Consider the following 24,211-nt stretch of genomic DNA (forward strand, 5'->3'; position numbering starts at 1 on the left):
CCTCCGCTCGCGGTGCGGCACGCCGCCCGCCAGTCGCCGTCGAGTGTCGGGCCGCCGACGGCGGCGGAGCTCACCCCGCAGGGGTGGTCGTGTGCGTCCTTCGTGGACGCCGCGCTTCCCCCGGCTGACGGACAACCGCGCGCAACCTCACTGCTGCATTCCGCCGGTGGGACGACCGTGAGGTTGCGCCCGGATGTTCGCAGTGGGTCAGTGCGGGATGCGCCGCCACACCGCTCGGGCCCGGAGTCCTCCGGCCGGGCGCCGACGGTCGTCGAGCGGCACGGCCGTTCGGAGCAGCGGGGTCGGCTGCCGCCGGCAGAGGAACGGCACGGCGGTGACGGAGGGGACGTTCCGGGCCGGGACGGTGCGAACGGACCTGTCGGACCGGGACGGGCGCCTCCTACTCTCGACGGCATGCAGCTGCTCGAACGCGAGCATCCACTGTCGGTGCTGCTCGGCCGGGCGCAGCGCTGTGCCCGCGGCGAGGGCTGCGTCGCGCTCGTGACCGGCGAGGCCGGCATCGGCAAGACGGTGCTGCTGCGCGCGTTCGCCGGCGAGGCGCGGTCGGCGGTGCCGGTGCTGTGGGGCATGTGCGACTCGTTGAGCACGCCCCGCCCTTTGGGGCCGCTGCACGACGTCGCGGCCCGGCTCGACCCGCAGCTGCCCGCGCTGCTGCGCGGCGCGACCGCGCAGCACGAGATCTTCACCGCCGTGCTGGACGCGCTGGCACCGCGCCCGCACGTGCTCGTCGTCGAGGACCTGCACTGGGCCGACGAGGCGACGCTCGACCTCGTCCGGTTCCTGGCCCGGCGGATCGCGACGCTGCCCCTGCTGCTCGTGCTGTCCTACCGCACCGACCTGGGTGCCGCGCACCCGCTCGGGGCGGTGCTGGGCGACCTCGTGACCAGCCCCGACTCGACCCGGCTGCAGCTGACCCCGCTGAGCAGGTCGGCGGTGCTGGAGCTGGTCGCCGACCTCGGTCTCGACGCCGCGACCGTGCACCGCAGGACGGCGGGCAACCCGTTCTTCGTCAGCCAGATCCTCGCCCAGCCCGACTCGCCGATGCCCGGCAGCGTCCGCGACGCCGTCCTGGCCCGCACGGCCGGGCTCGACGCGTCGGCGCGGCGCTGTCTGGAGCTGCTGTCGTGCACGCCCGAACCCGTCGACGGACCGCTGCTGGCGGCCCTGGGCGTCACGTCCGCGACGGTCGAGGCGCTGGGGCGGACCGGGCTGCTCGACCGGTACGGCAGCGGTGTCGCGTTCCGGCACGAGATCGCCCGGTCCGCGGTGCTGGAGGCGATGACACCCGGTTCCGGACCGGGCCTGCACGCCGCGATGCTCGACGCCATGGAGTCGGTCGGGGCCGGGTCGAGCGTGCTCACCCACCACGCCGTGGCCGCCGGCGACGCGGCGCGGGTCCTGCGGTATGCGCGTGAGGCGGCGTCGCACGCGGCCCGCGCGGGTGCCCATCGCGAGGCCGTCGCCTTCTACGAGACCGCGCTCGACCACGTCGGCGACGACGAGCCCGCCGTCCGCGCCGACCTGCTCGAGCACCTGTCCACCGAGCTCTACCTGACCGACCGGCTCCCGGACGCCATGACGTCCCGGGCCCGCGCGCTCGACCTGCGCCGCAGCGCGGGCGAGGCCGCCGCGGTCGGCGCCGCGCACACCGCCATCGCCGGTTTCGCCTGGTACGCGGCCGACCGGGCCGGCGCGGAGCGCCACGTCGGGGAGGCCCTGGCGATCCTGCGCGACGCCGGGGACCCGCGGGCGTTCGGGTTCGCGCTGGCCCGTGACGCGTTCCTCGCCGCCCACCGCGGCGACACCCCCGGCGCCCACCGATCGGGCGCCCGCGCCGCCCGGATCGCCGACGAGCTGGGCGACGACGAGGTGCTGCGCAGCACGGCGTCGGTGGGGGTGGCGGTGGCCCGGCTGATCGACGGCGACGTCGGGGGCCGGGCCGACCTGATCGCCGCCACCGACGTCGGGCTGCGGTTCCGCCTCGACGACCTCGCGACCACCCCGATGAGCAACCTGTGCCATCTCGACGTCGAGCAGGGCCGCTACGAGCAGGCCGAGGAGTCCCTCGCCCACGCGTTGCGCATCAGCGAGGAGCGCGACACCCCGATCTGCGCGGCCTAGCAGCTCGGCGTCCGGTCGCGGCTGCGGCTGCTGCAGGGCCGCTGGGCGGACGCGGAGACCGACGCGCCGTCGGTCCTCACCTCACGCGACCTGCCGCTGAGTCACCTGTGGCCGCGGCTGGTGCTCGGGCTGCTGCTGGCCCGTCGTGACGCCCCGCCCGACAACCCGCATCTCGACGAGCTGTGGGAGCTGGTCGGGCGGTTGGACAATCCCGGCATGGTCGCCCCGGCGGCGGCCGCGCTGGCGGAGAACGCCTGGATCACCCGCACCCCCGATCCGCGCCTCGACGACCCGCTGGTGGCCGGGCTGTTCACCCGCGACTGGACCGGCCGTGACGCGACGCTGGTCCTGCTGCGCCGGTGGCTGGCCCGGCTCGGTGGCACCGGTCGCGGTGGGCCCACCGATCCCCCGTCGGGCCTGCCCTACGACGACGCGCTGCGCGGCTGGGACACCGGCGCGACCGACGACCTGCTGGCCGCGCTGCCCGTGCTCGACGGGCTCGGCGCCCGCGCGGTGGCCGACCGGTTCCGCGCCCGGCTGCGCGCGCAGGGGGTGCGCAGCGTGCCGCGCGGCGCGCAGGCCACGACGCGCGCCAACCCGGCCGGTCTCACCGCCCGCCAGCTCGACGTGCTGGCCCTGCTCGTCGACGGCCTGAGCAACGCCGACATCGCGGCGCGGCTCGTCATCTCCCCCAAGACCGCCGACCATCACGTGTCGGCGATCCTCGCCAAGCTTGGCGTCCGGTCGCGTGCCGAGGCCGCCGCGGCGGCCCGCGTGCTCGGCCTGCCGGCCGTCACCGCGACCTGACCAGCTCCGGTCGTGCCGCGGCCCGGGCGGCCCGGGCCGCCGCGACCTGGACGAACCCCAGCGGCAGCGGTGTCGCCGACGCCGACCGCAGCACGCTGCTCGTGTGGAACCCGTCGGGGGCGAGCCGGCGCAGCTCGCGTGCCACCTCGGCGTCCGCCCCGGCGCAGGCCACCACGAACAGGATCGTCGCCGGGCCGTCGACGCCGACCGCGGGCTGTGTCGTCACCGGGCGGCCCCGGGCACGCAGCTGGGCGGCGATCTCCGCCCCGTCGCCGGTGACGACGACCCGGTGCTCCACCGGGTCCGCCGCCAGCCGCCCGCCGATCCCGACACCGAGGTAGACCCCGGCCGCGACACCGACGGCGTATCCCGCGACGTTCGCCGGGTTGTCGAGGTCGGTGACCACCTGGGCGAGCGCGACGACCTGGATGACGGCACCCAGTGCGCCCAGTACGGCGGCCGCCCGGCGACGGCCGCGTGCGGCCACCGCCATCCGGACCTGCCAGACGCCGACCTCCAGGACGACCAGCGCGGCGATGGCGAGCGGTTGCAGGAACGCGATGGACACGATCGCCCCTACGACCCGTCGCGGGCAGGCACGCCGGCCCCCGGTGGCGCGAGCACCTCGCGCAGCAGCGTCCGGATCGACCGCGGCGCGCGGCGACGTCCTCGTCGGTACTCCTGCGCGGCGCGGCGGAGCTCGACGGCCCGCAGTGCCGGCTCGTGTGCCATGTCGTGGCTGTTCACGATGTCCTCCAGGTTCGGTTGGTGGCCGGAACGCTAGGCAGCACCGGTGAGGGGGCACATCGGGAGAACTCCCCATCTGCGTCGCGGCGCCGTCGCAGGTGCCGGCGTAGGGGGTCGTGGGGCGCGAGATGGGGAGCGCTCCCGACGCATCGGGTGGTCGTCGGTTCCTAGCGTCCGATGGGTCGGAGAGCCCGGCACCGAACGCCGAACGGAGCCCGCCATGTCCACCTTCCTGATCGAGCGCAACATCCCCGGCGCGTCGACACTGACGCCGCAGCAGCTGCGCGACATCGCGATCACGTCGAACGAGGTCGTCGAGAAGCTGGGGGTCGCCTACACCTGGCACCGCAGCTACGTCGCCGGCGACAAGATCTACTGCGTGCACGAGACCGACGACGCCGAGTCCGTCCGCGAGCACGCCCGCCGCGGCGACTTCCCGGCCGACCTGGTCGTCACGGTCTCCGCCGAGTTCGGCCCGGAGACGGCGAGCTCCTGACCCTTCCACCCCCGGGGCCGGCGCAGCGTGTGCTGCGCCGGCCCCGCACTTTCCCGTGGGCAGATTTAGCGGTAACGTCATTACCGTGAAATCTACGCGCCCGTACCAGCAGGCCGCCCGCGCCGCTGCCGCGGACCGCAACACCGAGCGGATCCTGGCCGCGGCGCTGGAGCTGTTCGTCGAACGGCCGTACGACCGGATCACCCTCGCCGCGGTCGCCGAACGCGCCGGCGTCGGGCTGCAGACCCTGATCCGCCGGGTCGGCACCAAGGACGGGCTCGTCGAGGCCGTCGGCGCCTGGGTCGCCCCCCAGGTCGCCGCCGACCTCGGCGCCCCACCCGGCCCCGACCCCGACGGTGTGGCCGCGGCCTTCCGCCGCCACTACGAGCGGTGGGGTGCCGCACTCGACCGCACCCTCACGCAGCAGGACAGCTCGCCCGCCCTGGCGGCCAACGCCGAGGGCGGGCGCCGCGCCCACCGCGAATGGATCGAGGCGGCGTTCGCGGAGCCGCTGGCCGCCCTGGCCCACCCCGCCCGGACCACCCTGCGGGCCCGGCTCGTCGCCGTCACCGGCATCGAGCTGTGGCTCGCGCTCACCACGCACGAGGGCCTCACCGCCCGCCAGGCCGAGACCACCGTCGCGATGCTCGTGCGCGCCGCGCTCGCCGCGTCGGACACCGACTGAGAAGCAGGAGCCATGAGCACCTTCCTCGTCTACACCCCGCCCGCCGCGGGACACGTGTTCCCGCTGGTCCCGGGTCTGCGCGCGCTCGCGGCGCGCGGCCACCGGATCCACGTGAGGACGTCCCCGGAGCTCGTCGACCGGCTCGCCGGCGCGGGCGTGCTCACCGGCGGCATCGAGGCGGCGCCGGTCGACCCGCGCATCACCGCCCACACCGCGGCCTCCGACGGCCCGGCCGGCCGCGGCGTCGACGACCTGGCCGCCCTGCTGGCCCGCTCCGGCTGGGAGGCCGAGGACCTGCACGCGTCCGTCGCCCGGGTACGACCCGACGCGCTGCTCGTCGACGCCAACACCTACGGCGCCGCGACGGCCGCCCAGACCACCGGGCTGCCGTGGGCGACCGTGCTGCCGTCGGTGCTGCCCTACCCCGGCGCCAGGATCCCGCCCTACGGGCTGGGACTGCGGCCGCGGACCGGGCCGCTCGGCGCGCTGCGCGACGCGGTGCTGTGGAAGGTCGTCGAACGCGCGTACGGCAGGTCACTGCTGCCCGGGTTGAACGACGTGCGCCGTGCCGAGGGCCTGCCCCCGCTGCGCAGCCCGCTGCAGCACGTCGGCGGGGCCGACCGTGTCCTCGTCCTGACCGGGGAGCCGCTGGAGTACCCGCGCACCGACCTGCCCGGGCACATCCGCATCGTCGGCGGCCAGCCCTGGGACCCGCCCGCCGACGAGCCGGCCTGGCTCGCCGAGCCCGGCGCACCGTGGGTGCTCGTCACCTGCTCGACGCACTACCAGGGCGACGAGGCACTGGCCGCCACCGCCGTCGAGGCGCTGCGCGACGAACCCGTGCGCGTCCTCCTCACCCTCGCCGACGCCTACGACTCCGCGACCGTGCCGCAGGCACCGAACGTGCGCGTCGAGCGGTTCGTGCCCCACGCACCGGTGCTGGCCCGGGCCGCGGCCGTCGTGTGCCCGTCAGGAATGGGGATCGTGGCCAAGTCGGTCGCGGCGGGGGTGCCGGTGGTCGCGGTGCCGTTCGGCCGCGACCAGCCCGAGGTGGCGCGCCGCGTCGCGCAGGCGGGCACCGGCGTCGTCCTGCCCGCCCGCAGGCTCGACCCGGCCCGGCTGCGGCGCGCCGTCCGGACCGCGCTGGCGTTGCGGGACACGGCTCGTGCCGTCGCCGCGACGATCACACCCGCCGAGATCGCGGCCGGGTGCTTCGCCGACGCCGCGACCGAGCTGGTCGGGCTGCACGACGACCACCCGGACGGTCGAGTCAGCGCACCCGGGGGTCAACTTCCGTCGCCGCGGACCGTCCGCCCCTGTTGACGTGCGGGGACCCGAGCGCGTGGTGGACCAGGTGGAAGGACGGTCCCGGCGGACCCCGCGCGCGCCCATGCTCGGTGGCCACGACGTCCGGTCGAGGTTCGGGACCCGAGGAGAAGACCGCATGGGCATGCTCGAGGGCAAGGTCGCCTTCATCACCGGTGGAGCGCGTGGCCAGGGCCGCGCACACGCGATCACGTGCGCGCGGGAGGGCGCCGACGTCGTCATCGTCGACGTCGTCTCCGACGTCGTCGACACGACCTACGGGCTCGCCACCGCCGACGACCACGCCGAGACCGCCAAGCTCGTGCGCGAGCACGGCCGTCGGGTGGTCGACGTCGAGGCCGACGTCCGCGACCAGGCCGCGCTCGACGCCGCCGTCGCCCGGGCCGTCGACGAGCTGGGCCACATCGACATCGTGATCGCCAACGCCGGCATCCACGCCTTCGCGCCTTTCTGGGAGCTCACCGAGGAGCAGTGGGACGCGATGATCGGGATCAACCTGACCGGCGTCTGGAAGACGATCAAGGCCGCCACCCCGCACCTGATCGAGCGGGGCAGCGGGTCGATCGTCGTCACGGCGTCGGTGAACGGGCTCGAGGCGACCGCGAACTTCACCCACTACGTGGCGGCCAAGCACGGCGTCATCGGCCTGGCCAAGAACATCGCGCTCGAGCTCGCCCCGCACGGCATCCGCTGCAACTCGATCAGCCCAGGCGCCACCCTCACCGCGATGACCGACAACCAGGTGTTCTACGACTGGTTCGCCGGCCACGAGGGCGGCACCCGCGACGACCTCATCGCCGGCGGCCACCACTACGGCGCGGTCAAGGGCACCTCGTTCATCGACCCGCAGGCCATGGCCGACACCGCGCTCTACCTCAACTCCGACCTGGCCGCCAACGTCACCGGGCAGAACATCGCCGTCGACAACGGGCACCTGCTGCTGCCCGGCGCCAACCCCGTCGGTACCGGCTCCTGACCCGGTCAGGTCTGCAACCGGCCGACCTCCGCGGCCAGTGACCCCAGCTCTGTGTCCCACCCGGCCGCCGACGGTCGGGTGGGACGCAGCACGAACTTCGAGAAGCCCTGCTCGATGAAACGCTCGAGCAGCCGGCGCACCTCGGCCGGGCCGACCGGCACCACGTCGGCAGGGTCGATCTCGCGCCCCCGGGTCCGCGCCGCGATCGCGGCGAGCTGCGCGTCGTCGGGCGGGGTCACGGCGTAGCCGATGCTCATCCCGAAGTGTTCGGGATCGATCTCCCGGCCGGCGGCGTCGGCCGCGGCGTTGATGGCGTCGCGCGCCGCGACGGCCTCGTCGACGGTGCAGAACGCGCCGAGCCAGCCGTCGGCGAACCGGCCGCAGCGACGCAGGGACGCCGGGGCGAGCCCCGCGAGCCAGGGCTCCAACGGGTCCTGGACCGGGCGCGGCAGCACCCGCACGCCGTCGACCTCCTCCCCCGCCCACCAGCGCCGCAGCTTCGGCAGCACCGCGTCCATCACCGCCCCGCGGTCCGCCACGGGCACCCCCACGGCCGCGCTCTCCACACCGCGGGGCAGCCCGGGGACGAAGGTCAGCAGCAGCCGCCCGCCGGACAGCCGGTCGAGCGTGGCGAGGGCCTTGGCCAGCCGCACCGGGTTGCGCCCGGGCAGGACGATCGTCGCCCCCAGCCGCAGCGACGGGTGCAGGTGCGCCGCGGAGGCCAGCGCCACCAACGGGTCCGGCCCGGGCGAGGTCAGGATCTCCGACATCCACAGTGAGTCGAGGTCGTGGGTGTCGATGGCGGCCATGACCTCGGCGAGGTCGTCGCTGCCGATGTCGCCCTGACCCAGTCCGATCCCGATGCGCACCTTCACCGGCCCCATCCTTCCTCCGCCGGAGGCGATCCGGGACCCCTCGCCCCCCATCCCGATCCCCGCTAAGGTGAGCGACCCCGTCGTCGCAGGTGGGGGTGGCTGATGAGCCGAGCAACCGAGGACGCGCCCGCGGATCCGGCGGCCGATCCGCTGCCCGAGGACCTGCAGCGGCTCTACGCCCGCCACGCCGCGGCCGCCGTCGTCGGGTTCGACGACCCCGCCGGCTCGCTCGACGCCGCCGCCCGCGCGCACCTCCGCCTCGCCGTCCGCCGCGCCCCGCGGACCTCGGTCGTCGACATCCATGGCGGCCCCGGGGATCACGCGGGGTCCGCGACGATCGTCGACCTGGTCACCGACGAGACCCCCGCGCTGGTGCCGTCGGTGCTCGCCGGGATCGGGCGGGTCGGTCGGCAGGTGCACCACGTCGTGCACGCGATGGTGGTGGTGCGCCGCGACCCCGACGGGCGGCTGCGTGACGTCGACGCCGCCGCCGACCCGGCCGACCCGCCCGCCGGGACCCTCGTCGAGGCGTGGATGCGGCTCGAGCTCGACCCGGCCGCGCCCGAGGAGGGCGAGGACCTCGGAAGCGAGCTCGACGAGGTGCTCGCGGCGGTGCACGACGTCGCCGCCGACACCACCCGCCTCACCGGCACGGTCCTGGCCGTGGCCGACGAGCTTTCCGGGGCGAGCCCCTCGCCCGACCGCGACGACGCGGCGCGGCTACTGCGCTGGCTCGCCGACGGTCACTTCAGCTTCCTCGGCTACCGCCGGTACGAGGCCGTCGACACCACGCTGCGCGCCGTGCCCGGGTCGGGGCTGGGGGTATTGCGCCACAACGGGATCCGCGACGACATCCCCGACGTGGCGGGCGACCGGCCGCTGGTCGTGGTCACCCGCGCCGACGCCCCCAGCCGGGTGCTGCGCCCCGAGCACCCCTACGACGTCGTGATCGGGATCGTCGACGAGCGCGGCCGCACCGTCGGGGCGCACCGGTTCCTCGGGCTGTTCACCACCGCGGCCCTGCACGAGCACGTCCTGGACATCCCGGTCGTCGAGCGACGGGTGCGCGCCGCGATCCATCGGGCCGAGGTCCCCGTCGAGTCCTGGAGCGGCCAGCAGCTGCTCGACGTGCTGTCGCGCTGCCCGCGCGAGGAGCTGTTCTGGACGAGCGAGGAGACCCTGCACGAGACGGCCGTCGGCGTGCTCACCCTGGCCCACGATCGGCGGCTGCTGCTGACGGTGCAGGCCGAGCCGTACGGACGTTTCCTGTCCTGCCTGGTGCATCTCCCCCACGACCGCTACTCACCGCAGGCGCGCTCGGCGATGCAGCGGGTGCTGCTGCGCGAGCTCGACGGCTGGCGTGTCGACCACGGCGTCATCGTCGGGGAGACGGGGCCGGTGCAGGTCCATTTCACCGTCCACGTCGGCGCGGCCGCGCCGCCACCGGACGGGGAGCGCCTACGCGCCCAGCTCGCAGCGGCGATCCTGACCTGGGACGACTGGGTCGTCGACGCCGCCGGCAAGGACGCCGAGCAGATCGCGGAGTACCTGCCGGGGCTGCCCCAGGGCTACCGCGACGACGCCGACCCGGTGCGTGCTGTCGCCGATCTGCGCCGCGTGCGCGACCTGGGCACCGACCCGCACCTGGAGCTGGCGGGCGAGCCCGACGACCTGCACTTCCGGCTCATCGTGGCCGGTGCCCCGGTGTCACTGTCGGCGGTGCTGCCGGTCCTGCAGAGTCTCGGCGTCGACGTCCTCGACGAACGCTCCTACGAGATCGTCCGGCCCGACGGGGTCGGCTGCCGGCTCTACGACTTCGGTCTCGCGGCCGACGCCGCGACCCGGTTCACCCTGTCGGGCCGCGGTGGGCAGGCGGCCCGCGACCGGTTCTGTGCGGCGTTCCGTGCGGCCTGGTCGGGGGCCGCGGAGACCGACCGGTTCAACGCCCTGGTGCTGCACGCCGGCCTGGGGTGGCGCGAGGTCGCGATGCTGCGCGCCTACGCGCGCTACGCGTCCCAGCTGGGCGGGCCCTTCGGGCGGCGCTACGTCGCCGACATCCTGCTCGCCCACCCGGACGCGGCGCGGGCGCTGGTCGCGTTGTTCCGGGCCCGCTTCGACCCGGCTCCACCGGCGGCCGGCCGGGACCAGCGCTGCGCAGAGGCGCTCGCCACCGCGACGGCCCTGATCGACGACGTCGCCGGCCTCGACGCCGACCGGATCCTGCGCGGACACCTGGCGATGCTCACGGCGACGCTGCGGACGAACTGGTTCCGGGACCGGCCGTACTTCTCGTTCAAGATCGATCCGGGATCGATACCGGACATGCCGTCGCCGCGGCCGCGGTTCGAGATCTTCGTGTACTCGCCGCGGGTGGAGGGGGTGCACCTGCGGTTCGGGTCCGTCGCCCGGGGCGGGTTGCGCTGGTCGGACCGTCCGCAGGACTACCGGACCGAGATCCTGGGCCTGGTCAAGGCGCAGATGGTCAAGAACGCGGTGATCGTGCCGGTGGGGGCCAAGGGCGGGTTCGTGGTGGCCGCGCCGGCGCCGGATCCGGCCGAGGTTGAGGCCTGCTACCGGATCTTCATCTCAGGCCTGCTGGACGTGACGGACAACGTCGTCGATGGGGCGACGGTGGCCCCACCCGGGGTGGTGCGCCACGACGGTGACGACTCCTACCTGGTGGTGGCCGCGGACAAGGGCACGGCCCGGTTCTCCGATGTCGCCAACGCGGTGGCCGCCGGGTACAGGTTCTGGCTCGGCGACGCGTTCGCCTCGGGCGGCTCGGTGGGCTACGACCACAAGGCGATGGGCATCACCGCGCGCGGCGCGTGGGAGTCGGTGAGACGCCACTTCCGGGAGCTGGGGGTGGACACGCAGTCGCAGGACTTCACCGTCGTCGGGATCGGTGACATGTCCGGGGACGTGTTCGGCAACGGGATGCTGCTGTCCCCGCACATACGGCTGGTGGCCGCCTTCGATCATCGGCACGTGTTCGTCGACCCGGACCCCGATCCGGCGGCGGGGTGGGCCGAGCGGGCCCGGCTGTTCGCGCTGCCGCGCTCGTCGTGGGACGCCTACGACCGGTCCGTGATCAGCGCGGGCGGCGGGGTGTGGTCGCGCACCGCCAAGTCGGTCCCCGTCGGCCCGCAGCTGCGCGCGGCCCTCGGACTGGCCTCCGACATCGAGCGGTTGAGCCCGCCGGAGCTGGTGCGGGCGATCGTGTCGGCGCCGGTGGACCTGTTGTGGAACGGCGGGATCGGCACCTACGTCAAGGCCTCGACCGAGTCGCACGCCGACGCCGGCGACAAGGCCAACGACGCGGTCCGCGTCGACGGCCGGGCGCTTCGGGTGCGGGTGGTCGGGGAGGGCGGCAACCTGGGGCTGACCCAGCTGGGCCGGATCGAGTTCGCGCGCGCGGGCGGGCGGATCAACACCGACGCGATCGACAACTCGGCCGGGGTGGACTGCTCCGACCATGAGGTCAACATCAAGGTCCTGCTGGACCGGCTGGTGACGGCAGGAGAGCTGGACCGGACCGGTCGCGACACCCTCCTGGCGGAGATGACCGACGAGGTCGCCGAGCTGGTCCTGGCCGACAACATCGACCAGAACGCCGCCCTCGGTGTCGCCCGTACCCGGGCCGCGGACACCGTCGGGGTGCACGCCCGGATGATCGACGGGCTCGCCGCCCGCACCGGGCTCGACCGCGACCTCGAAGCGCTCCCCCACCCCGCGGAGATCGACGAGCGGACCGCCGCCGGCCACGGGCTCGCCTCACCCGAGCTCGCGGTCCTGCTCGCGCACACCAAGCTCGACATCAAGGCGGCCGTCCTGGCGACCGACCTCCCCGAGCGGCCCGAGTTCGCCGACCGGCTGCCGGGGTACTTCCCCCGCCCGCTGCGCGAACGCTTCCCCGCCGCCGTCGCCGCCCACCCGCTGCGTCGCGAGATCGTCGCGACGATGCTGGTCAACGAGTTGGTCGACCGGGCCGGGATCACGTTCGCCCACCGGCTGGGCGAGGACACGGGCGGAAGTGTCGACGACGCCGTGCGCGCGTTCCGCGTCGCGGCCACCGTGTTCGACCTGCCGGAGCTGTGGGGCCGGGTCGCCGCGCTCCCGGGGGCGGTGCCGACCGCCGCGCTCGACGCGATCGCCGTCGCGACCCGCCGGCTCCTCGACGTCGCCGCACGCTGGCTGCTCACCTGCCGTCCGCGCCCGCTCGACGTCCCCGCCGAGATCGAACGGTTCACCGGCGCAGTGCACCGCCTGCTTCCCGACCTCGGGACGATGCTGCGCGGCGCCGAGTCCGTCGCGACGGCGAACCGCGCCGCCGCCCTCACCGGCCTCGGCGTCCCGGCAACCCTGGCCGACCGGGTCGCGACGCTCGCCGCGGCCCACGGACTGCTCGACGTCGTCGAGGTCGCCGCACCCGCCCACCAACTGCCGCTCGACGAGATCGCGAGACTCTACTTCACCCTCTCGGAACGTTCGACGGCACGCGTCACAACCGACTGACCCGGCGCCGGGACGGTACACAGGCGACGCACGTCCCGGCCGCGGGCAGCGCGTCGAGCCGTTCGGGCGGGATCGGGCGGCCGCAGCGCGCGCACCGCCCGTACGTGCCGTCGACGAGCCTGCGCTCCGCCCGGTCGACCCCCTCCAGGTCGCGGCGCGCCCCCGCGAGCAGCCCCTGCAGCTGCGCCCGCTCGAACCCGATCGTCACCCCCTCGGGATCGTGCTCGTCGTCGTGGGTGGTGAGAGCCTGCTCGTCGGCCAGCGCAGCGACCTGCCGGCTCAACCCCCCGATCCGCGCCTCGATGTCGGCACGCGCGGCCGCGAGCCGCGCGGCAGGGTCGAGACCGGATCCGTCCATGCCCCCAGCGTCCCCTCGACTCCGGGGGATCGCCACCACGTGTCCGACGGTGAGCCCGATGTTCACCTGCGACCGCCCCGAGTTCCTCGAGTACATAAAGCTGGTCGAGCAGATCGCCCCCGCACCCCGACGACCCGATCCCGTCCGGCTCGTACGCCCCGGCCGCGGCTCCCGGGCGAGCCGATAGTGTGGCGCGGCCGGGGCGGTAGCTCAGTTGGTCAGAGCAGCGGACTCATAATCCGTCAGGTCGTGGGTTCGAGCCCCACCCGCCCCACTCTCGTGAACAGGCAAAATGCTGCAGACCCGGCACCGGCCTACAACCGGTACAGGTGGGTCAGGACGCCACGCAACCAGCGGGCTCCACGAGGTGCGCGCGTTCGGTACCTGCGGGTCGATTGCCGCTGCTCACGCGCCGTCAAAGCAGCATGTCCACCTCGTCGTGGAGGACCTGCTGCAGGTGCGGGAAGTAGTGCTGCTCGGCGAGGTCGGGAGTCAACGCCCACTTTGCGAGCAGCGAGTCGTCGATCCGCTCGCCCCGCCCCGCGGCCTCGAGCTGCAGTTGCTGGTGGGCTGCCCGTTCGGCTGCGATGAAGTAGAACGCCGCCTCCTCCAGCGACCGGCCGATGGTGATGAAACCGTGGCCGCGCTGGACGAGGATCTTCGCGGTCGGGCCGAGCGAGTCGGCGGTCGTCCGGTGTCCCTCACCGGTGAGCCCGAAGTCCTCGTGGACGGCCTGCAGACCGTGGATGAGTGCCGAGTCCGTGGTCAGCGGGTCGAGGACCTGCGGTTGGCTCGCCCACGTGAACCCGGCTGGGGAGTGGACGTGTACGACGGCGACGGCGTCCTCCCGCGCGGAGTGCAGGATGTGCTGGCCGGCGAACCCGGACACCGCAGCGTCCGCGGCTCCCTGCACGACCCGGCCTGCCGGATCGTCGGATGCGGAGACCAGCAGCAGGTCCGAGACCCGGACCCGGCCGAACGGGACCTTCCACGGGTTGGCCCAGAACAGGTCGTCGGAGGCCGGGTCGCGGACGGTGAGATGGCCGTTGAAGCCGAACTCGTAGCCCAACTTCGCGAACAGCCGCAGCGTCGCGGCGAGCGCGACCTTGCGGCGCTCGCGCTCGGCCACGAGCTCACTGTCGCTGTCGTGCACCAGGACGTGCGCGGTGGTGGTCATCGGTCAGACCTTCTTTCCTGGGTTGAGGATCGAGTTCGGGTCGAAGACGGCCTTGAGGTTGCGCTGGACGGTGAGGACGTCGGGACCGAGCTCGTCGGCGAGCCACCGGCGTTTGAGCAGGCCGACCCCGTGTTCGCCGGTGAGGGTGCCGCCGAGGTCGAGCGCGGTTCTGAACACCTCGCCCGCGGCCTTCCAGACGTCCTCGTCGAACGCTCGGCCGTGGTCGAGGACAAGGATCGGGTGCAGGTTGCCGTCGCCGGCGTGTGCCATCGTCGCGATCCGGATCCCGGACCGGTCGCCGACATCCTCGATCGCCGCGACCGCCTCGGCCATCCGGGACCGGGGCACGGCCACGTCCTCGATCAGGACGCGCCCGTGGCGCTGCAAGGCGGGCAGCGCCGCCCTGCGGGTCCACAGCAGTGCCTCGGCGCGCACGGGGTCGACGGTGACCTCGACGTCTTCGGAGAGCGGTTCGACAACTGCGCGCACCGCGTCCATCTCGACGTCCGCCCCCGGTCCGTCGGTCTGGACGAGGAGGAACGCGGCGCCCCGGGTGCGGAACGCGGTGCCGTCGGCGTCGTCGATCGCGTCGAGGCACGCCCGGTCGAGCAGCTCGGCGACCGCGGGCTGCAGGCGAGCGGCGGTGACGGCGGCGGCCGCGGCGGCCGCGGCGACGACGTCGGGGAAGAACGCGGCGAGGGTGGCGGTCCGGACAGGGGCCGGGCGTAGTCGCAGGGTTGCTCCCACGACCACGCCGAGGGTCCCCTCCGAGCCGACGAACAGGCCGGTCAGGTCGTAGCCGGCGACGCCCTTCACGGTCCGCCGACCGGTCGCGATCCGTCTGCCGTCGGCGAGCACGACATCGAGCCCGAGGACCGAGTCCCGGGTGACGCCGTACTTGGCGCAGCGCAGGCCGCCGGCGTTGGTGGCGATGTTGCCGCCGATGGTCGAGATCGCGACGCTGGCCGGGTCGGGGGCGTAGCGCAGCCCGTACCTGCCGACGGCACGGTCGAGGTCCGCCGTGATCACTCCCGGTTCGACGACGGCGAGTTCGTCGGTCGCGGAGATCTCCAGGATCCGGTTCATCCGCGACAGGTCCACGACGATCGAGCCGTCGGTCGCGACCGCGCCGCCCGACAGGCCGGTCCCCGCACCGCGCGTGACAACCGGGTACCCGTCGGCGTTCGCGATCCGCAGCACCTCGGCGACTTCGTCGGCGGACTCCGCGAAGACGACCGCACGTGGGCGCCCACCGGGGTCGAAACCGGACCGGTCGAGCCGGTGGGCGTCGAGGACGGCCCGGTCGGTGGTCCATCCTGCGGGCAGCAGTGACGTCACGCGGGCTCCTTCACGGTGGTCGCGCCCCGGTGCGAGAGCTCCTGACGTACCAACGGCACGACGTGGCGGGCGTAGTCGATCGCGTCGGTGAGCGGGTCCCAGCCACGGATGGACAGCAGCTCGCAGCCGATGTCGACGTAGTCGAGCAGGGCCTTCGCGACGGTCTCGTAGCTGCCGACGAGGGCGGTCGTGCTCCCCGGCTGCGCGGTGGCGTCGACGAGCGGGGTCCAGAGCGCCCGGTCGTGCCGTTCGCCGCGGGCCGCCACGGCCCTCAGTCGCTGCGACCCGACGTTCGATGGCTGCCAGTTCTCGACGGACCCGTTGGCGCGCACCGCCCCCAGGACATCGTGGGCCTTCTCCCAGGCGAGCTCGCCTGTGGCCGCGACGATCGGCCGGAACGACACCCAGATCCGCGGGGGCGGCCGGCCGGCGGCGTCCGCGTGGGCGTTGACCGCCGCGATCTGCTGAGCTGTCTCCGCGAGGGGCTCGCCCCACAGCCCGAAGATGTCGCCGAGCCGGCCGCCGATGCGGTACGCCTGTCCGGACGAGCCGCCGACCGAGATCGGCAGCGCGTCCTGCACGGGCAGGATGTCGGTGGCGAAGTCCTCGAAGCGGTAGTACCGGCCCTCGTGGCTCACGGGTTGCCCGTCGGACGCCCAGATCTGACGCAGGATACGGATGAACTCCTCGGAGCGGGCATAACGCTCGGACTTGTCGAGGTAGTCGCCTTCGCGACGTTGTTCGTGGTCGTCGCCTCCGGAGATGACGTGCACACCCATGCGTCCGCCGCCGATCCGGTCCAGGGTGGCGAAGACCTTGGCGGCCTGGGTCGGCGCGACGAAGCCGGGTCGGTGCGCGAGCATCGGCGCGATCCGATCCGAATGGTTCAGCACGAACTGGGCGAGCTGGTTCGCGTCGACCGACGAGGAGCCGTAGGCAACGAGCGTCCAGTCGAACCCGCCCTCGTCGAGGGCGTGCACGAACCGGCGGGTGTAGTCGGGATCGAAGGATTCGCGGCGACGCCCGCCGGGGGTGGCCTCGGTGGTCGGAGTCGTGTGGACGGCACTGATGAACTCGACGGCCACCTCAGCCCCCGTCCGGCTCGGATCCGACCGCGACGGGTCGTGCCGGGTCCGACGACCACGCGGACCAGGAGCCGGGAAACAGTGCTGCCGGGATGCCGGCAGCCGCGAGCGCGGCGATCTCGTGGGCGGCGGTGACCCCGGACCCGCAGTAGACTCCGACCGGCCCCTCTCCCAGCTCCGCGATACGGGTCCGCAGCTCCGCGGGTGGGCGGAACCGACCGTCGGGAGCGAGATTGTCGCCCGTGGGGGCGCTGACCGCGCCGGGGACGTGACCGGCGCGCGGGTCGATCGGCTCGGTCTCACCCCGGTAGCGCTCGGCGGCGCGGGCGTCGAGGAGCAGCCCGCTGTGGGCGAGGTCGGCGGCGCCGTCGGCGTCGAGGACGGGCAGGTGGCCGGGGCTCAGCTCGACGTCGCCCGTGCCGGGGTCCGGCACGGCGCCGGTCTCGAGGGGCAGCCCGCCGGCGACCCAGGCGCCCAGCCCGCCGTCGAGGATCCGGACGTCGGTGAGCCCGGCCCAGCGCAGCAGCCACCACGCACGTCCGGCGGCGAGCCCGCCGGTCGCGTCGTATGCGACGACCGGCCGGTCCACGCTCACCCCCCAGCGGCGGGCGGCGGCCTGGAGGTCCGTGATGTCCGGCAACGGGTGACGGCCCGCGAGGGGGTCCCCGACCGGAGCCGCGAGCTCGGTGTCGAGGTCGACGTAGACGGCACCGGGGAGGTGCCCGTCACGGTGGTGCTCGCGACCGTGGGGGTCGCCGAGTGCCCACCGGACGTCGAGGAGCACGGGCGGGCGCGGGCCCGCCAGCTCGGCCGCCAGTGCCGCGGCGTCGGTGAACACGTCGAGCTGTGGGAAGGTCACGCGCAGGTCGTCGTCACCGAGGGAACCGGCCGGGGTGCCCTCCCGTTCGGCGCGCCGGATGCGGGCGAGCGCAGCAGCGTTGTGCGGGGCGTCGACACCGTGGAGGCGTGCGAGCAGCACGATCTCGCCGTTGAGGAAGTCCGACTCGAGCGAGGCCCCACGCTGGAGGCTCTGCCAGGTCGAACGGCCCGCCGGCGGGCGGTCCGGGATGGGATGGCTGACGAACCGGGACAGGTCCAGCGTCGTGTCGGCGGGGAGATCGGCGGCGAGCCGACCGGCCGCGGCGTAGACCGCCCGCGCCTCGGCGCTCAGCGCCGCGCCGACCCGGTCCCGCAGCGGGCTCGGCCGGTACAGCGCGTCGAGGGCGTTGACGACGATCCCGAGCAGTTTGCCCGCCTTCCACCGCGGGATGTCCTCGACGACCTCGACCAGGTGCCGGGCCGCGCGCAGGTCGTCCGCGATCGGGTCAAGGCGGGCGTCGTGGCCTCCGGGGAATTTGCCGACCCAGACGATCCCGACGGCCGGTGCCGCGGGCGACTCGACCTCACCGGGCACGAGGTAGGTCGACGGCGACCAGACGGCCGCTCCGTAGACGGTGGCGAAGCGGCGCAACGCCACCAGCTCGGTGTCCAGACCGTTCTGCAGCACCAGGACCGGCAGCGACTCGGCCGCTGACAGCCCGCCCTTGACCGCACGCCAGGCCCAGTCGGCGATCGTCGACTCGGCGTCCTGCGCCTTTGTGGCCAGCACGAGGACGTCACCGGTGCGCAGGTCGACCTCCGCCGGGCCGGACACGACCGGGACGCCGACGACGTGCTCGCCGTCGGGGCGCAGGTAGCGCAGCCCGCCCGCGCGCAGCGCGTCGAGGTGCGCGCCGCGGGCCACCAGCACGGTGGCGATCCCGGCGGTGTGCAGTTCGGCGGCGAGCGTCGCACCGACCGCGCCCGCCCCGATCACGACGTACCGGCGCTCCGCCCGGGCGGCCTCCACGGATGTGGTCATCGCAGCGTCACCCCCCGGGCGATCGCCGGTGCGTCGGTACCGAGGCGCAGCCGTTCGAGGAACAGCACGACGGTCGCGGCGGCGGTGCGGTGGGTCTGGTCGTTCAGGGCATCGTGGCGGCCGTCGGCGATCCCGACCAGCTCGGCCGCCGGCGCCCCGGCGTACCAGGACGCGGCAGCAGCGAACGGGCTCACCGCGTCGGCCTCGCCGTGCAGGCCCAGGACGGGAACCGTGATCGAAGCGCTCTGCGCCCGGTCGAACCACGAGGCGGGGATCCGCCCGGCGAGCGCTCCGCGGCGCACGACGTCGTCGTTGCCGAGGCGGCCCTGGTGTGTGGGGCAGGAGGTCCGCGCCGCCAGCTCGTCGTCCCAGCTCCCGGACAGCGCCGGGTCGTCACGGGACGGCAGCCCGACGAGGACGACGCCGTCGATCCCGGTCCCGATCCCGCCCGTCGCGGCGAGACCGGCGGCGTGGAGCGCCCCGGAGTCCGAGCCGACCAGCACCCGCGGGTGCGGTCCGACCTCGCCGGCCGGGTCGGCCGCGAGCAGGGCCCGGATCTGCCCTGTCGACCGCTCCTCGTCGAAGGTCGGGTCCGAGACGGCCCAGACGCGGTACCCGTCGGCCGCGACCCGGCGCCCGAAACGCTCGTAGACCCCGGCGTGCTCCCCGCGGCCGGGCACCACCACGACGGTTCCGCGGGGCGCGATGCCGTCGGGCTCGCGCCACGACGCGACGACCGGTACTGCTCCGGCAACAGTCACTCGGATCAACCTCTTTCGAAAGGTGGGACCGCCACGGGACGCGCGAGGGCGCGGCACGGCGCGACGGTGCCACGGAGTGGGGACGGGAACGGACGCGCGCCGACGCCGGCGTTCGTCAGGAGGAAGGTCGCGGACCGGCTGGTCGGGCGGTCACGCGGCAGCGGGCCGACAGATCGCGGAGTGCACAGTGCCGTGGTCGATGACTCGGCGCTGCGTCAGCCCGTCACGATCCTCACGGCGACCGGTGCGAGGACCGGCCGGTGCACCCGGCGACACCCCGACGCCCGGCAGCGACCGGGTGTCGTTCGTGGGTGCCGTGCTCCGCATACGACGAGCCAACCCGACGCCCGCCGCGATGTCCAACGACGAATTCGCATCACAATCGATCACGAGACGCGATCGGTCGGTGTTAGCGTCGCGGAATGGCCGTCCCCACCGTCGTTCTCGACATCGTCGCGTTGCGCAGCCTCGTGGCCGTCGCCGACTGCGGGGGCTTCCACCGTGCCGCCGAGCACCTCGTCCTGTCCCAGCCGGCGGTCAGCCAGCACGTCCGCCGCCTGCAGAAGGCCGTCGGGAGACCGCTGGTCGAGCGCGTCGGCCGCAACAGCCGGTTCACCCCGGAGGGCGAGGCCCTCGTCGGGGAGGCGCGGCGGATCATCGCGGTACACGACGAGGCGTTGCGCCGCATCGGGGTCGGCGACACCCGCGAGTCGATCGTGCTGGGTACCACCGAGCACGCCGCCGACGAGCTCCTCGGCCTCGTCTCCGGTGCGGTGAGCGAGGTCTTCCCCGACTCCGCGGTGCGCTTCCGGCTCGACCGCAGCGACCGGCTCAACGACGCCATCGAGCGCGGCACGCTCGACCTCGCGATGTACATCGGCGACGTGCGCGGTTCCGACAGCGTGTCGGCGGGCTCCCTGCCACTCACCTGGTACGCGGCTCCGGGCTGGCGCAGGCCCGCGCCGGGGTCGCCCATCCCGCTCCTCGTGATCGACAGCCCCTGCACCATCCGGCGGCGTGCCCTGGAGACGTTGGCGGACAACGCGTTGTCCGCGACGGTGGTGGGTGAGGCCGCCTACCTCGCCGGGGTCCTCAACGCCGCGCGCGCCGGTCTCGGCGTCGTCCTCCTGGCAGGTTCGGGCAGCGTCCCGGAGGGCCTCGAACGGCGCGACGACCTCCCCCCGGTTCGGCCGGAACCGTTGCACCTGCGTGCGAAGCCCGGGTCCGACCCCCGGCTGCGCGACGCCGCGGCCCGGGCGCTCGGCACGATCCTGGTCCCAGCCTGACGCGATGGTCCCGACCGATCACGCGCACTGATCGGTCGTGATGCGAACTCGTCTCGGACAGTGGCCGGGGCGGTGCGACTCACCCGTCACGAGGGGCCCGTGCCGCCGTTCCGCGCGCGCTCCCCGTTCGACGGTTCGGTTCAGCCGGGTGACCAGCCGAGCGCCGGGGCGACCTCGCGGGCCAGGTCGGTGATCAGCCGGACGTTGGCGTCGAGGCCGAACGCCGGCGGCAGGAACAGCACGATCTCGTCGGCAGCGGCCAGACCGGGGTCGGCGAGCACCGCGCCGGCGACGCCGTCGGGGTCGCCGTGGTGGACCGGGCTGATCGACATGCCGTCGGGCAGGTCGGCCGAGATCACCGGTTCGAGGGCGCCTCGCGGGCGTGAGGCCGCCATCCCGTCGGTGCGCCGCTGCAGGTCGTAGGCGGCGTAGGTCTCCCGCAGCGCCGCGGTCGTGCCGGGCAGGATCGACGCCGCGACGGCGACGGGCGGCGGCTCGGTGCCTCGCTCGGCCCGCCACGTTGTGCGGTAGGTCTCGATCACCCTGGCCTGGTACTGCGAGAAGCCCTCCCCCGGCTCGAGCCCACGCAGCACGGTGCCGACGATCAGCCCGAGCCCCAGCCGCGCGGCCTCCGCCGCCGACCCGACGCTCGCCGCGCCGTGCCGGAGTCGCCCACGCAGGCCCGGGCTGTGCGGCGTGACCCGGATGGGCGTCCCGACGGGAGCGCCCTGCCCTGCTCCGTCGACGACGTGCAGGGTCTCCCCGTCGACGGCGGCGAGGAACCGTTCGAGCCGGCGCCGGGCCTCGGTCCGCGCATCGGTGGCCACTCCGCCGAAGATCGGGTCCCACCCGGCGAGGCTCCCGGTGGCCAGCGCGAGCTCGAGCCGTCCGCCTACCAGCAGATCGGTGGTGCCTGCCGCTTCCGCCAGCAGGATCGGGTCCTGGTAGCGCATGGGGATCACCGCGGAGCCCAGTGCGATCCGCTCGGTGTGCTGCCCGACCGCGGCGAAGAACGGCAGCGGCGAGGACAGGTAGTGGTCGAAGTGACGCTGGTAGGCCCAGCCGGACTGGTACCCGAGCTCCTCGGCGGCCCGATAGAGCGCGATGCCGTCGCGCAGCCCCTGCCCCGGCCCGGTGTCGTCGGTCCAGGAGACACGGGTGTTGAACCCCAGTCGTGTCGTCACGCGCTGCTCCGGCAGCTCGACGGCCGTCGCGGTCATGCGGTACCCCCTGCGGTCGGGACGAGCAGCCGACGACCGGCCGCGAGCAGTGCGGCGTCCTCCTGTGGCGGATGGACCCGCACGCACAGCACGTCGCGCAGATGGCGTTCGAAGGGCAGGTGCCGGCTCAGCGCCGGGTTGCCGAGCGCGGCGACCGCCGTCTGGACGGCGGCGACGGCCGAGCGGCCGATCTGCACCTTGATCAGGGAGAGCTGCGCAAGGTGGCGGGTATCGCCGGTCTCGATCCGCAGCAACGTCCCGAAAAGCAGAGCCTCGGCCTGGGCGATCTGGGCGTCGATCTCACCGGCGACCGCCTGGATGCGGTCGGTCTCGGCGATCGGCCTGCCCAGCGCCGTCGGGACCCGGTCGCGGGCGAACCGGACGAACGCGGAGCGGGCCGCGCGGGCGACGCCGACGTAGAGGGCGGGGTAGCCGAAGCTCGTCGGGCTGGTCGCGGTCGCGAGGTCGCGGTACACACCGTCGACGCGTGGGAGCTCGATGAACGCGTCGTCCGGGACGCGCACCTCGTCGTAGACGACGTCGTGGGTGTTCGACGCACGCAGGCCGAGGTGGTCCCACGTGTCGATCCAGGTGATCCCGGACGCCCCTCCGGGGACGACGACGTGCCCGACTCGCGGCCGGCCCGGGTCGCCGTGCGGCTCGTCCGCGACGGCCCAGACGACGTGGTAGGCCAGCGCCGTGCCGCCCGTCGCGTACGCCTTGCGCCCGGACACCGACCAGCCGTCGGCGGTGCGGCGGGCGACGGTGGCGGGCAGCCCACCCCGGGCGGGCGCGCCCAGCTCCGGCTCCGCCCGGATCGCGTTGACGAGCGCGGGCCCGTCTGCGCTGCGCCGCAACAGGTCTGCGTAGGCGGCTGCCGGCCAGTGCCGGGCGGTGGCCTGACCGGCGTGGGTCGCGAGGGTGTTCGCGGCCAGGAGCGCTACCGAGGGGTCGCCCTCGCCGAGGGCGACGAGGATGCGTGCGACGTCGAGCGGGGACGCGCCTGGTCCCCCGTCGCGCTGGGCGACGGTCGCGGTGAGCAGCCCCGCCCGGTGCGCCGCCTCGATCCCGCGGGTGGGGACGGCGCCGCTGCGGTCGTACTCCTCCGCGGTGACGGCGACCTCGGCCGTGACCGCGGCCAGGCCGTCGTCGGACAGGTCCGGCACCGGGAGGGTCAGAGGTGCGACCGCCGTGGACACCGTCACCGGACACCGGCCAGGGCGTCGGCGTCGAAGCCGGGGGCGAACGCGCCCTGGTGGTCGACCTGCAGGCCGCCACGGAGCCCGGTCGCCTCGCGGTGGGCCAGCTCCTGGCGGACGAGGGGGATGACGTGTGTGCCGTAGTCCCGGGCGTCGGCCAGGTTGTCGTAGCCGCGGATCGAGACCAGGTCCGCACCGAGGTCGACGTAGTCGAGGATCGCCGCGGCGACCGTCTCCGGCGTGCCGACGAGCGCGGTCGAGGCGCCGCCGGCGTTCGTCGCGGCGGCCGTACGGGTCCACAGTGCACGGTCGTAGACGTCCGCTCCGGCTGCGAAGTGCAGGGCCCGCTGTGATCCGACGTTCTGCGGGGTGCCGGGGCCGGTCAACGGGCGCAGGCCGTAGGAGCCCTCGCGGAAGGTCCGGCCGATCCGTTCGGCGTAGGCGTAGGCCTTGCGCCAGGCCAGCTCGTCGGTGCGGTCGACGATGGGCCGGAAGGTGACCCAGATCCGCGGTCGGGGGCGGCCCGCGGTGTCGGCGACGGCGTGCACCCGGTCGATCTGGGCGCGGATGTCGGCGAGCGGCTCGCCCCAGAAGCTGAAGACGTCGGCCTGCCGGCCGCCGATCTCGAACGCCTCGTCCGACTGGCCCCCGATCGAGATCGGGATGCTGTCCCCGTGGGGCCGCAGTCCCGGACCGAAGTCGTCGAAGCGGTAGAACTCGCCCTCGTGGCTGAATGCCGCCGGCTCGGTCCACGCCCGGCGCAGCAGGTCGATGAACTCCGCAGTGCGGGCGTAGCGACGTTGTTTGGGCAGGTAGTCGCCCTGGCGGGCCTGCTCGGTGTCGTTGCCGCCGCTGATGAGATGCACCACGGCCCGGCCCTCGGTGAGCTGGTCGAGGGTGGCGAGCTGCTGGGCGACGACGAGCGGGAACGCCGTGTTGGGCCGGACGGCCACGATGGGGCGAAGTCGCTCGGTGAGCTGCCCGACCGCGGACGCCGCGACGAACGAGTCGGGGCCGGCGGAACCATAGGGCAGCAACGTGTAGTCGTAGCCCGCCGCCTCCAGGGTCCGGACGTAGGTGCGGAAGAAGGCCGGGTCGATCCCGCGCGTCGGGACGGGGTTCAGCTCCGTCGACGGGTTGAGGTGCGACTGGCTGATGAACTCGACCTTCCGTGCCGCCGTGGGCGGCACGGCGCGGTCGGAATCGGGCGACGGGGTCGGCGCAGGCATTGTGGTCTCCTGGAGGAACGTCGGGGTGCCACGGCTGCGCGGTGCCGCGGGCGCCTCTCGGGTGTGCGGGATGGAGTCGCGTGAAGATCGCTGTTCTCGGCGCCGTGCCGCCGACGAGACGGTCACTG

Annotated in this window: 20 protein-coding genes and 1 tRNA gene; 9 read left to right on the forward strand and 12 right to left on the reverse strand. The window is 74.3% G+C overall.

Annotated features, from left to right (window positions below; all coding sequences use genetic code 11):
* Nucleotides 1–414 precede the first annotated feature (414 nt).
* Nucleotides 415–2,142, forward strand: a complete 1,728-nt coding sequence (locus tag PSU4_RS00645; protein WP_147101564.1) for an ATP-binding protein — start codon at nt 415–417, stop codon at nt 2,140–2,142.
* A gap of 120 nt (nt 2,143–2,262) precedes the next feature.
* Nucleotides 2,263–2,949, forward strand: a complete 687-nt coding sequence (locus tag PSU4_RS00650; RefSeq protein ID WP_147101566.1) for a helix-turn-helix domain-containing protein — start codon at nt 2,263–2,265, stop codon at nt 2,947–2,949.
* Here the strand turns inward: PSU4_RS00650 and PSU4_RS00655 are convergent.
* Together PSU4_RS00655 and PSU4_RS31080 are read right to left on the reverse strand one after the other, a co-directional pair.
* Complete coding sequence (locus PSU4_RS00655; RefSeq protein ID WP_147101569.1) at nt 2,936–3,517, reverse strand: DUF5698 domain-containing protein; 582 nt, start codon at nt 3,515–3,517, stop codon at nt 2,936–2,938. The genes PSU4_RS00650 and PSU4_RS00655 overlap by 14 nt on opposite strands.
* 8 nt (nt 3,518–3,525) lie before the next feature.
* Nucleotides 3,526–3,696 carry a hypothetical protein gene (locus PSU4_RS31080; protein ID WP_186816664.1) on the reverse strand — a complete coding sequence of 57 codons (171 nt, stop codon included), beginning with the start codon at nt 3,694–3,696 and terminating at the stop codon, nt 3,526–3,528.
* A gap of 220 nt (nt 3,697–3,916) precedes the next feature.
* On the opposite strand from PSU4_RS31080, the gene PSU4_RS00660 reads away from it, so the two are divergent.
* From PSU4_RS00660 to PSU4_RS00675, 4 genes are all read left to right on the forward strand, one after another.
* On the forward strand, nt 3,917–4,192 hold the full coding sequence (locus PSU4_RS00660) for a DUF4242 domain-containing protein (RefSeq protein ID WP_147101572.1): 276 nt from the start codon (nt 3,917–3,919) through the stop codon (nt 4,190–4,192).
* A gap of 85 nt (nt 4,193–4,277) precedes the next feature.
* On the forward strand, nt 4,278–4,877 hold the full coding sequence (locus tag PSU4_RS00665) for a TetR/AcrR family transcriptional regulator (protein ID WP_147101575.1): 600 nt from the start codon (nt 4,278–4,280) through the stop codon (nt 4,875–4,877).
* A 12-nt stretch (nt 4,878–4,889) separates the two neighbouring features.
* Nucleotides 4,890–6,200: a glycosyltransferase gene (locus PSU4_RS00670; protein ID WP_147101577.1), complete on the forward strand. Its 1,311-nt coding sequence runs from the start codon at nt 4,890–4,892 to the stop codon at nt 6,198–6,200.
* A 121-nt stretch (nt 6,201–6,321) separates the two neighbouring features.
* Entirely contained in the window at nt 6,322–7,179 is an 858-nt protein-coding gene (locus PSU4_RS00675; RefSeq protein ID WP_147101580.1) for a mycofactocin-coupled SDR family oxidoreductase, read from the forward strand.
* Nucleotides 7,180–7,184: 5 nt separating this feature from the next.
* On the opposite strand, the gene PSU4_RS00680 is transcribed toward PSU4_RS00675, so the two are convergent.
* Nucleotides 7,185–8,054, reverse strand: coding sequence for an LLM class flavin-dependent oxidoreductase (locus tag PSU4_RS00680; RefSeq protein WP_186816665.1), 870 nt, complete (start codon nt 8,052–8,054; stop codon nt 7,185–7,187).
* Nucleotides 8,055–8,156: 102 nt separating this feature from the next.
* On the opposite strand from PSU4_RS00680, the gene PSU4_RS00685 reads away from it, so the two are divergent.
* Entirely contained in the window at nt 8,157–12,569 is a 4,413-nt protein-coding gene (locus PSU4_RS00685) for an NAD-glutamate dehydrogenase (protein ID WP_147101585.1), read from the forward strand.
* On the opposite strand, the gene PSU4_RS00690 is transcribed toward PSU4_RS00685, so the two are convergent.
* Nucleotides 12,556–12,927 carry a TraR/DksA family transcriptional regulator gene (locus PSU4_RS00690; RefSeq protein WP_147101589.1) on the reverse strand — a complete coding sequence of 124 codons (372 nt, stop codon included), beginning with the start codon at nt 12,925–12,927 and terminating at the stop codon, nt 12,556–12,558. The two genes, PSU4_RS00685 and PSU4_RS00690, sit on opposite strands and share 14 nt — an antisense overlap.
* A gap of 199 nt (nt 12,928–13,126) precedes the next feature.
* Between PSU4_RS00690 and PSU4_RS00695 the strand changes: the two genes are divergently transcribed.
* Nucleotides 13,127–13,201 (forward strand) — tRNA-Ile (locus tag PSU4_RS00695).
* A gap of 141 nt (nt 13,202–13,342) precedes the next feature.
* Here the strand turns inward: PSU4_RS00695 and PSU4_RS00700 are convergent.
* From PSU4_RS00700 to PSU4_RS00720, 5 genes are read right to left on the reverse strand one after another with little or no spacing between them, the layout of a single operon-like run.
* Nucleotides 13,343–14,104: a class II aldolase/adducin family protein gene (locus PSU4_RS00700; RefSeq protein WP_147101592.1), complete on the reverse strand. Its 762-nt coding sequence runs from the start codon at nt 14,102–14,104 to the stop codon at nt 13,343–13,345.
* 3 nt (nt 14,105–14,107) lie between these two features.
* Complete coding sequence (locus tag PSU4_RS00705) at nt 14,108–15,442, reverse strand: FAD-binding oxidoreductase (protein WP_147101594.1); 1,335 nt, start codon at nt 15,440–15,442, stop codon at nt 14,108–14,110.
* Entirely contained in the window at nt 15,439–16,527 is a 1,089-nt protein-coding gene (locus tag PSU4_RS00710) for an LLM class flavin-dependent oxidoreductase (protein WP_147101597.1), read from the reverse strand. The genes PSU4_RS00705 and PSU4_RS00710 overlap by 4 nt, the downstream gene beginning before the upstream one ends.
* A gap of 1 nt (nt 16,528) precedes the next feature.
* Nucleotides 16,529–18,388, reverse strand: coding sequence for a rhodanese-like domain-containing protein (locus PSU4_RS32875; protein ID WP_147101601.1), 1,860 nt, complete (start codon nt 18,386–18,388; stop codon nt 16,529–16,531).
* Nucleotides 18,385–19,149 (reverse strand): alpha/beta hydrolase, encoded by a 765-nt coding sequence (locus tag PSU4_RS00720; protein ID WP_147101603.1) that lies wholly within the window; start codon nt 19,147–19,149, stop codon nt 18,385–18,387. Before PSU4_RS00720 ends, PSU4_RS32875 begins: the two co-directional genes overlap by 4 nt.
* A gap of 422 nt (nt 19,150–19,571) precedes the next feature.
* Between PSU4_RS00720 and PSU4_RS00725 the strand changes: the two genes are divergently transcribed.
* Nucleotides 19,572–20,435: a LysR family transcriptional regulator gene (locus PSU4_RS00725; protein ID WP_147101606.1), complete on the forward strand. Its 864-nt coding sequence runs from the start codon at nt 19,572–19,574 to the stop codon at nt 20,433–20,435.
* Between the two features lie 140 nt (nt 20,436–20,575).
* Here PSU4_RS00725 and PSU4_RS00730 read toward each other — a convergent pair whose 3' ends face one another.
* From PSU4_RS00730 to PSU4_RS00740, 3 genes are read right to left on the reverse strand one after another with little or no spacing between them, the layout of a single operon-like run.
* The gene (locus PSU4_RS00730; protein ID WP_147101609.1) at nt 20,576–21,655 is read right to left on the reverse strand and encodes an LLM class flavin-dependent oxidoreductase; all 1,080 of its coding nucleotides are present in this window, start codon (nt 21,653–21,655) and stop codon (nt 20,576–20,578) included.
* Complete coding sequence (locus PSU4_RS00735; RefSeq protein WP_147101614.1) at nt 21,652–22,860, reverse strand: acyl-CoA dehydrogenase family protein; 1,209 nt, start codon at nt 22,858–22,860, stop codon at nt 21,652–21,654. Before PSU4_RS00735 ends, PSU4_RS00730 begins: the two co-directional genes overlap by 4 nt.
* Nucleotides 22,857–24,083, reverse strand: a complete 1,227-nt coding sequence (locus PSU4_RS00740; RefSeq protein ID WP_147101617.1) for an LLM class flavin-dependent oxidoreductase — start codon at nt 24,081–24,083, stop codon at nt 22,857–22,859. Before PSU4_RS00740 ends, PSU4_RS00735 begins: the two co-directional genes overlap by 4 nt.
* Between the last annotated feature and the right edge of the window lie 128 nt (nt 24,084–24,211).

The organism is Pseudonocardia sulfidoxydans NBRC 16205 (assembly GCF_007989085.1).
Taxonomy (GTDB): Bacteria; Actinomycetota; Actinomycetes; order Mycobacteriales; family Pseudonocardiaceae; genus Pseudonocardia; species Pseudonocardia sulfidoxydans.

Excerpts from the sequence above, each read along its gene's own strand:
- PSU4_RS00660 (WP_147101572.1), top strand. The coding sequence starts at position 3,917 with ATGTCCACCTTCCTGATCGAGCGCAACATCCCCGGCGCGTCGACACTG.
- PSU4_RS00690 (WP_147101589.1), bottom strand. The coding sequence starts at position 12,927 with ATGGACGGATCCGGTCTCGACCCTGCCGCGCGGCTCGCGGCCGCGCGT.
- PSU4_RS00675 (WP_147101580.1), top strand. The coding sequence starts at position 6,322 with ATGGGCATGCTCGAGGGCAAGGTCGCCTTCATCACCGGTGGAGCGCGT.
- PSU4_RS00700 (WP_147101592.1), bottom strand. The coding sequence starts at position 14,104 with ATGACCACCACCGCGCACGTCCTGGTGCACGACAGCGACAGTGAGCTC.
- PSU4_RS00730 (WP_147101609.1), bottom strand. The coding sequence starts at position 21,655 with ATGACCGCGACGGCCGTCGAGCTGCCGGAGCAGCGCGTGACGACACGA.
- PSU4_RS00685 (WP_147101585.1), top strand. The coding sequence starts at position 8,157 with ATGAGCCGAGCAACCGAGGACGCGCCCGCGGATCCGGCGGCCGATCCG.
- PSU4_RS00740 (WP_147101617.1), bottom strand. The coding sequence starts at position 24,083 with ATGCCTGCGCCGACCCCGTCGCCCGATTCCGACCGCGCCGTGCCGCCC.
- PSU4_RS00645 (WP_147101564.1), top strand. The coding sequence starts at position 415 with ATGCAGCTGCTCGAACGCGAGCATCCACTGTCGGTGCTGCTCGGCCGG.
- PSU4_RS00725 (WP_147101606.1), top strand. The coding sequence starts at position 19,572 with ATGGCCGTCCCCACCGTCGTTCTCGACATCGTCGCGTTGCGCAGCCTC.
- PSU4_RS00670 (WP_147101577.1), top strand. The coding sequence starts at position 4,890 with ATGAGCACCTTCCTCGTCTACACCCCGCCCGCCGCGGGACACGTGTTC.
- PSU4_RS32875 (WP_147101601.1), bottom strand. The coding sequence starts at position 18,388 with ATGACCACATCCGTGGAGGCCGCCCGGGCGGAGCGCCGGTACGTCGTG.